The organism is Lichenicoccus roseus, assembly GCF_005844085.1.
GTDB classification, from domain to species: Bacteria; Pseudomonadota; Alphaproteobacteria; order Acetobacterales; family Acetobacteraceae; genus Lichenicoccus; species Lichenicoccus roseus.
The window spans coordinates 1-7,405 of the sequence record NZ_VCDI01000019.1 but is presented as its reverse complement, the minus strand read 5'-3'; the positions used below and the strand labels follow the sequence as shown (position 1 = coordinate 7,405).

The 7,405-nt window shown below is 66.3% G+C and carries 11 protein-coding genes; 5 read left to right on the top strand and 6 right to left on the bottom strand.

Annotated elements, in window-relative coordinates:
• Positions 1-27 precede the first annotated feature (27 nt).
• From FE263_RS21830 to FE263_RS21820, 3 genes are read right to left on the bottom strand one after another with little or no spacing between them, the layout of a single operon-like run.
• Positions 28-870 (bottom strand): zinc ribbon domain-containing protein, encoded by an 843-nt coding sequence (locus tag FE263_RS21830; RefSeq protein ID WP_171034290.1) that lies wholly within the window; start codon positions 868-870, stop codon positions 28-30.
• Positions 871-909: 39 nt separating this feature from the next.
• Positions 910-1,215, bottom strand: a complete 306-nt coding sequence (locus FE263_RS21825) for a recombinase family protein (RefSeq protein ID WP_171034289.1) — start codon at positions 1,213-1,215, stop codon at positions 910-912.
• A 10-nt stretch (positions 1,216-1,225) separates the two neighbouring features.
• On the bottom strand, positions 1,226-1,639 hold the full coding sequence (locus FE263_RS21820) for a recombinase family protein (protein ID WP_240760070.1): 414 nt from the start codon (positions 1,637-1,639) through the stop codon (positions 1,226-1,228).
• A 751-nt stretch (positions 1,640-2,390) separates the two neighbouring features.
• Between FE263_RS21820 and FE263_RS21815 the strand changes: the two genes are divergently transcribed.
• Positions 2,391-2,888 carry a hypothetical protein gene (locus tag FE263_RS21815; protein ID WP_138328158.1) on the top strand — a complete coding sequence of 166 codons (498 nt, stop codon included), beginning with the start codon at positions 2,391-2,393 and terminating at the stop codon, positions 2,886-2,888.
• Positions 2,889-3,063: 175 nt separating this feature from the next.
• On the opposite strand, the gene FE263_RS21810 is transcribed toward FE263_RS21815, so the two are convergent.
• On the bottom strand, positions 3,064-3,345 hold the full coding sequence (locus tag FE263_RS21810) for a hypothetical protein (RefSeq protein ID WP_138328157.1): 282 nt from the start codon (positions 3,343-3,345) through the stop codon (positions 3,064-3,066).
• 25 nt (positions 3,346-3,370) lie between these two features.
• Between FE263_RS21810 and FE263_RS21805 the strand changes: the two genes are divergently transcribed.
• The 4 genes from FE263_RS21805 (at position 3,371) to FE263_RS21790 (ending at position 5,081) form a co-directional block, all read left to right on the top strand.
• Positions 3,371-3,595 (top strand): site-specific integrase, encoded by a 225-nt coding sequence (locus FE263_RS21805; protein WP_138328156.1) that lies wholly within the window; start codon positions 3,371-3,373, stop codon positions 3,593-3,595.
• A 213-nt stretch (positions 3,596-3,808) separates the two neighbouring features.
• A complete protein-coding gene (locus FE263_RS21800) occupies positions 3,809-4,216 on the top strand; it encodes a hypothetical protein (RefSeq protein ID WP_138328155.1) in 408 nt (135 codons plus the stop codon).
• Entirely contained in the window at positions 4,213-4,704 is a 492-nt protein-coding gene (locus FE263_RS21795) for a hypothetical protein (protein WP_138328154.1), read from the top strand. Before FE263_RS21800 ends, FE263_RS21795 begins: the two co-directional genes overlap by 4 nt.
• 44 nt (positions 4,705-4,748) lie before the next feature.
• The gene (locus tag FE263_RS21790) at positions 4,749-5,081 is read left to right on the top strand and encodes a hypothetical protein (RefSeq protein WP_138328153.1); all 333 of its coding nucleotides are present in this window, start codon (positions 4,749-4,751) and stop codon (positions 5,079-5,081) included.
• Between the two features lie 76 nt (positions 5,082-5,157).
• Here the strand turns inward: FE263_RS21790 and FE263_RS21785 are convergent, their stop codons facing one another.
• Positions 5,158-6,180 (bottom strand): SDR family oxidoreductase, encoded by a 1,023-nt coding sequence (locus FE263_RS21785; protein ID WP_138328152.1) that lies wholly within the window; start codon positions 6,178-6,180, stop codon positions 5,158-5,160.
• Positions 6,181-7,167: 987 nt separating this feature from the next.
• Positions 7,168-7,311 carry a hypothetical protein gene (locus FE263_RS22345; protein ID WP_171034288.1) on the bottom strand — a complete coding sequence of 48 codons (144 nt, stop codon included), beginning with the start codon at positions 7,309-7,311 and terminating at the stop codon, positions 7,168-7,170.
• Positions 7,312-7,405: the final 94 nt, after the last annotated feature.

The following is a 7,405-nucleotide window of genomic DNA, read 5'->3' as shown; positions in this document are numbered from 1 at the left end:
GTGGAGCAGCCCGGTAGCTCGTCAGGCTCATAACCTGAAGGTCACAGGTTCAAATCCTGTCCCCGCAACCAAGTTCATTTGCAGGCTTAACTCCTTGGCAGTCATGCCGGAGCTTTTGGCGTCCGTGTCGCCCGAGAGCGCGCCGACGCCGCTGCTGGTCGCCATACCGGTGCCGGACAGCGCGATGATCGCCGCCAACTGGCCGCGGACTTCTACGCGGTAGCCGTTGGCCTCTGGATGCAGCGTGATGTGCTCCACCGGCCCGCGCACCAACTCCCGAGCCGCGGCGGCGTCATCGCCTTCTAATGCCGTCACCAGATCGCCAACCTTAGCTCGATATAGCTCCGGCAGGGCCGGGTGGAGGCGTGGCGCCTCAGGTGCCGCCGCGAACAGCTCTGCCTCCAGCTGCAGCCGCCTTGCCTCGGCCTGCTGCAGACGAGCACTGACCGCGGCCGCCGGAGTGCCGTTGACGATGGCGTCGACAAGTCGCTCGATCTGCTGGCGGATCTGCTGCAGTTCAGCCTCCTTAGCTGCTCGGTTGGCCGAGGCGTCACCTTGCGCGCGGTTCCACTCGGCCACGAAGGCCTCGGCGAACTGCTTGTAGAGCGCCGGCTCCATCAAGCGGCACCGCAGCGCCTCGAGCGCCCGGTCCTCGAGCTCATCCCGTCTGATGGTGCGCAGGTTGCCGCAGGCCATTGGACCCTTGTTGCGCGCTGTCGAGCAGCCGAAGTGCAGCGCGCTGATCTTGGAGAACCCACCGCCGCACATCCCGCACTGCATCAGGCCGGAGAACAGGTAGCGTGGGCGCTGCTTCGACCAGTAGGGGCGAGGCGACGCCGCGGACGCCGATGCAGTGTCTACCGGGTCCACGATCTCTCGAAGGCTAGACTGCCGGTCCTTGACCGCCTGTCATAGCGTGTCGTCGATGATCCGCAGGTCTGGCACCGCCGTGGCGACCTGCTCTTGCCCCGTGCGCAGCCGGGAACGGCGGCGGCCGGTGTCAGGGTCCTTGGCGTAGGTAAGACGATTCCAGATCAGCCGGCCGATATAGAGCTCGTTGTTCGGGATGCCCGTGCCGCGGCGGCTGTCGCCGTTGATCGTGCTGGCGCTCGAGGCTCCGCCTCTCGGGCCGGCGATAGACGCGGCGTTGAGGTCGAGCGCGATCCGCTTCGGCGAGCGCCCGTCCGCATTAGCTCTGCAGATCCGCCGCACCACTTCTGGCTGATCAGAATGGACTTGGCGACCGCCGACTATACGCTCCCCGTCTGACCAGGGCTGGCTGGCGCACGATGGAATATCCGTGGGCATTCCCAAAGCCGCTTCGGCCGGCCTCGACACGGCCGCGGAGACTGCGATGCGCCTTGGCTGTTAGGTCACGCAGGAATAGGGCATTCATCGTGTCCTTGAGCCCGACATGTAGCTCGCTGATCTCGCCCTCGGACAGCGTGACGATTTGAATACCTGCAAATCGCAGCCTGTTATAGAGCGCTGCGACGTCCTCCTGGTCACGAGACAGTTGGTCCAGCGCCTCCGCGAGCACGAGGTCGAAGGTATCATCCCGGGCACCCGCGAGGAGCGCCTGATAGCCTGGCCGCAACGCCGACACACCGCTCATTGCCCGGTCCTGGAACACCTGCACCAGTTCCCACCCCTCCCGACCGATCCGCTCCTTGCAGATCCGTAGTTGGTCTTCGATGCCTGGCGCTGATGCTCGCTCGAGTAGCGGCAGTCGCTGGACTTGTCTGGATGGCTTCGTTGCTGAGCTCAATCACGGTGGGCTTGCCGATTACAGCTGGCGTCGCAATCCTCTCTGGCAGCTTCCAAGGCGGCCAAGTGCCGAATGATAAGCACGAAAGCGATTAAGCTGACGAAATTCGTCTTTCCGGGCACGTCATGTCTCTCGACGATCAAGGCCCCTGGGGCAAGGGCGGCGGACGGGGCGAGAGCGGCTCCTTGCAAGCTCCTGATTTTGGATAACCGCGCGCCAAAAAAGCTCCGCCGTCCCACCACTTGCTACAAGATGGACGGCTTTCGGATCGCTGGCCGATATTGGCGAATGACTGTTGTTCGTAAAGGCGGACCGAGAGATATTTATAGATCGTCTTACAAGCGCTTTCTCCCGGTACACGTAGTAGCGGCGGCGTTTTCCGCGCCCTTGGGACGTTTGCCCAGACTTGCTGGAAGCCGCGCACTCTTGCCGTTGGATTAACGCTGGCGCGGGGATGACGGCCATGAGGGAGGTGATGGCCGAGCCGCCTTTCGATCGGGATGTGCACGACGTCGCTGCACCGGTGGCTCGCGTACCCGCACTACCGCGGTCGAAAGATGCGGCGGCTCGATGCTGCCGACGGCGCGCTAAGATGGTGCCAAATTAGCTGAAGGAAAGAGACATGGGTGGGAAGAAGCTCCTGATCGTAGCACTCGCGGCGCCCGCCTTGTTCGCGACCGTCACGACGAGAGCCCAGGACAATGCCGTGCACGGGGTGGCCCGCGTCGTCCTCGGGGCGGCGCTTCCGGCAGCCGCGCCTGGTCAGGAGCTCTCCCTGCGCCGGGTGACGTTCGCCCCGAAGGCCAGCATTCCCGGCGAGGTGCATCCGGGCATGCAGGTGGTCTCCGTGGTGTCCGGACATCTCGGTCTTCAGGTGCTCGGCGGCGTCGCCCTCGTGCGCCGTGTGCAGCCGGATGGCAGCATGGGGCCGCAGCAGGAAGTCCACGCCGGGCCGACAGCGCTTCTGCTCAACCCCGGCGACACGGTGGTCGAGATGGAAACACTGGTGCTGCACCCGTTCAACCCCGACAGCCAGCCGCTGGTGGTCCTGGCCGCCTCGCTGCTCCAGATTGGCAAGCCGCAGAGCATCGCCATCCAGCAGCCCGTGGTCATCCGCTAGACCGGTGGGTGTCGAACTAACCCTGCCGAAGGCGGAGACCCGGCGGCGCTATGCCGCCGACTGGGCAGCCTTTGCACTATGGTGCCGCAACGGCGATTGAGCGGCGCTGCCGGCCGATGCGGCCACGCTGGCGACTTACCTGCAGGACAAAGCGGCGCGGCTTGGCCCGGGGGCGTTAGCGCGTCGGCTGGCGGCGATCGTCAACCAGCACCGGCGGCATAGGCTGCAAGCGCCGGCTCGGGATCCCGCCGTGCGGGCGGTGCTGCGGGAGGCGCGTCGCACGGCGCGGCCGCGACGTCGGCCAGCGCCGGGTGCCGCACAGCTGACTCGCATGGCCGGCGCCTGTCCCGGTGATCTCGCCGGACTGGGCGACCGCACGTTGCTGTTGCTGGCCGCCGCCGGGCTTGGTCGCGGCGCGCTGGTCGGGCTCGATGTCGAGCACATCGAGTTCGGCCACCACGGCTTCACGCTGCAGATTGGTGGTGGACGGAGCGACGCAGGCGGTGGCGCTGCCGCGTGCGGCGGAACGCCGACTGTGCCCGGCGCGGGTGCTGGAGGACTGGCTGCGCAGCTCGGAGACCCGGGTCGAGCCGGTGTTCCGCAAGATCGACCGCTGGGGCAATCTCGAGCACCAGCGCCTCAGCACCGATGCGCTGCGCCGCATCCTCGCCCGCCGCAGCCTGCGCCCGAAGAAGGCAGCGTCGTGACCAACTCAGCCGCAGCCGATCTTGCCGCGCCGGAGATCGCGGAGCCGGCAGAGGCGCTGTGTCCGCCCGACATCGACTGGCTGCAGCATCGGCTGACGATCAGCGGGCCGGTGGAGGAACTGATGCGCTTCCGGACGGGGGCGGCAGGGGCCCGGGGTGATCCCGCGGCAGATCGACTTCGGGTAGCTGCAGGAGGAATGGTTCCACCGGCTGATGGCAGCAGCGTCCCGCAGTCTGAGCACGCAGGGAGCCCGGATCCTGGCGCAACAGCTGCGCGAGGCGTCGGAGCGGCGGCATGCGCTGGCAGTGGCGCAGGTCGGGCGCAGCCGGGCCTGTGCGTTCGACCTGCATGCGCCGCGGCCGGTGCCCGGCAGCATCCTGGCGCCGGGGCCGGACCACCCGCGGGCGCTGGCCTGGCTCTGGCAGCACTGGGGCACCACCCAGGCACTGCGGCATGTGGTTGTGCTCGGGGAGCCGCGTGACCAGGAGGCGGTCGAGGCGACGTGGCGGCTGGGGTTCTGGTCGGCGGACTGGACGCCGTGGCGGGCGCTGTCGGCGATTGCGCACAATTGGCCGCAGCTGCGCTTCGAGACCCGGCCGCTCTACGCCCAGGCGACATGACCGACACCATCGAGCGAGCGGCGGAGAGCAATCAACCCGACGCGGCCGAATGGGAGCAGGCGTCGCGTGCACTCCGGCGGGAGAGCAGGGCGCCGGTGCTGTCGGTGAACGGGTTCGAGGGTCCGCTCGACTGGTTGCTCGAGCTGGTACGGACACACCGTCTCGACCTGTCGCGATTGTCGATCGTGGCGCTGATCGAGGCATTTGCCGACGCACTGGAGCAGGCGCTGCAGCAGAGTAGTGTCCGACAGGCAACGTCGTCGCTGTCGTGCTGGGCGGACTGGCTGGTAATGGCGGCAACGCTGACCCAACTGCGCGCGCGGCTGATCCTGCTGACCAGCGTACCGAAGGCGCAGGCCGCAGGCCGCGAGGCGGTGGTGCTGCGGCGGCAGCTTATCAGCCGGCAGCACATCCAGGCCGCTGCCGATTGGCTCGAGCGTCAGCAGCAATTCGGACTGCATGTCTGGGCACGGGCAGGGCGGAGGTAGGTGTTGCAGACGCTCCGACCACAGGCGGCGACCTGACCGAGCTGATGCGCGCCTGCCTCGTAGCTTTGGCGCTGCCGGAACAGCTGGCGAACACCTACCAGTTGCCGCCGCGCACGCTACGGCCTGTGCACGGATCAATTGCCCGCATCTGCGACCGGCCGAGGACGCTTCCGGACCGCAGTGCGCTGGCGGCCTTTCTGCCGGATCTAGGGTCGGAGACGGTGGACAGACTCCGGAAGAGGTCGGCACTGGCCAGCAGGCTCGTCGCCGGGCTGGAGTTCGCCCGCGACGGTCGACTGATGCTGGATCAAGCCGAGGCGTGGCAGATAATTTTTGTCAGCCGACGAGCCTATGAGAGTTTGCCGAGCGGACGCTGACGAGGATCGCGCTCAACACTATGGATGACTGCCCATTGATACGGTCGGTGCAAAGTCCTAGGCTTCTAGCGAGCTATCAACGCCGCAGCGCTCGGCTGACAGCCCTCGCTGCCAAAGCCGGACCAGCCACAAACGGCGAGGTCACCAGCATCGTCAGGCCAATCGCGCCCACCAGCAGGAGCCCGGCGGCGACACTGTCTGCCTGTCGGCTGGTATAGATGTCGCGCCGGCTGTTTGCTTCGGCGTCGAAGCGTCCGCGTGCCGCCTGACCGCCACCCGGGGCCGGCTCGTACAGATTGCCGTCGCTGGGTGGGATCGCCTTGGTCCCAAGCTGGTCATAGCCCTTCTTGGCAAGCGCCCGATCCACCAGGCCCGGCGCCAGGCGCGCGGCGAGGATGGTGGGCGGCGTCGACGACCCGACGAACACGTCCCGCCGCTTATGCGTTGCGGCGTACAGGATCGCATCGGCAGCGACTTCCGGCTGGTAGGGGCTGGGCGCCTGCGTCTGCCGTCCAGTCTTGTTCCGAGCCCAATCGAACTGCGGGGTGTTGATCGCCGGGAGGTGCACCATGGTGAGGTGGATCAGGCTGCGGTCATGAATCAGCTCCGCCCGCAAAGACTCCGTGAAGCCGCGCAAGGCGAACTTCGCGCCGCAGTAGGGCCCCTGGATTGGGATCGCCCGCCAGGACAGCACCGAACTCACCTGCACGATCGTGCCCGTCTTCATCCTCTTCAGCGCCGTCAGCGTACCGTTGACGGCCCCGAGATAGGTAACCTCTGTCACGCGCCGGATCTCGGCAGCGTCGAGGCCCTGGATCGGCGAGTAGATGGTCGCCATCGCGTTATTGATCCAGACGTCCACCGGGCCAAGGGCGGCCTCGATGTCGTTGGCGGCCAGATCCACGGCATCGGCGTCGGCGACGTCAGCCGCCACAGTGTGGACGCGAACGCCAGTCGCCTCCAACTCGGCCTTTGCCTCTGCCAGTCGTTCCGCGCCGCGCGCAATCAATCCAATATCATAGCCTCGTGCTGCGAAGGCTCTTGCAGTAGCGCGCCCGATCCCGGCACTTCCACCCGTGATGACGACGACTTGGGCCATGCGATGCTCCGGCTTACGCGCCAGGTCGGCGGCGCTACGATACGCCGTAGATCCGACGCCACCAGGACCAGCGGTTCACGGGCGGCTGAGTTTCCACCCTCAGATCGTTGATCCCTCTGTAACGCTCCGGTTTTGGCGGCCCGTCGTCCGGATGCACGACGTTGCCTCATGTGAAATGCGACGTCACCCCCGGGGGGGCAGTGCAGGTCCAGCCCGTCGATCTGACTGAAGCGGGCTTCAGCGGCCTGTCCATAGCGCAAGGATTCGAACGGGCCTTCGTGGGAGCGCGTGTCGTTCCCGACCGCCAGGATGATCTCGTTTCGTCCGGCGCGGAGAGCCAAAGAAATCGAAGCATTCTTGGGTTCGAGGCGTCCGTCTGGCGAAAGACGACTTTCCAGGGAGAAAGATTGGTTCCTGCCCGAAAGGATAAGCTGGCCGTCTAGGAACAACCACACCTCCTCGGCAAAGCCGACCTGCATGGTCCGGCGCATAGGTGCCGCGGCGGAAATCTCAGCCTTGAGCCAGGCAAGGGATGGTGACGGAGCGCGCGCCAGGCCAAACGCGCGGCCGAGGTTGACGATGCCAGTCGGCTCGACCTCGACTGGGTGCCGGCCTCACCGACCGGCGCATCCTTAGCCATGACGATGCCGTTACGATCGTAGGCGCTGGGCGCTGCGGCGCGCCATGCGACGATCGTTCCGGGCTCTACGGAGGTAACTAAGACGGCCGGCAGGCCTGCCGAGGCGTGCGGATCAATGATGACGTTGGCGTATTCCGCCGGTCCCTTGAAGGCGGGGCCGCCGTCGTGTCTCGCCCCCGGAGGCGCGGGACCACGAGGGAGGGCTCGGCCGCGCGGTTTGAATAAACCCACAACCGGACGCCAAGCACTTCGATGGAAGAATAGTTCCAGCCGGTGGGCGAGATCAGTGCCGAGCCCTGGTAGTTTGAGTAGATGTTCCACCCCATCATCGTGTGCGTGATGGGCGCTTACTGGATGCATTCGTTCGCGGCTGGGCAGTCCGGATCGGCGCGCAGGTAGACGAACTCACCCTCAGCCCAGTCCTGGCGATAGAAGACCACGCCCGCATCGTCATATCCGAGCGGCTTGATGTCGAAGTCGATGGCGCCCATGAAGAACTGCGTTGTCTTCTAGAGCGGAAACCGTCCAACTTGAATCGTTAGGGATTCCCGACGCGGCCGCGATGTGATTCACCATGCAGGCTGG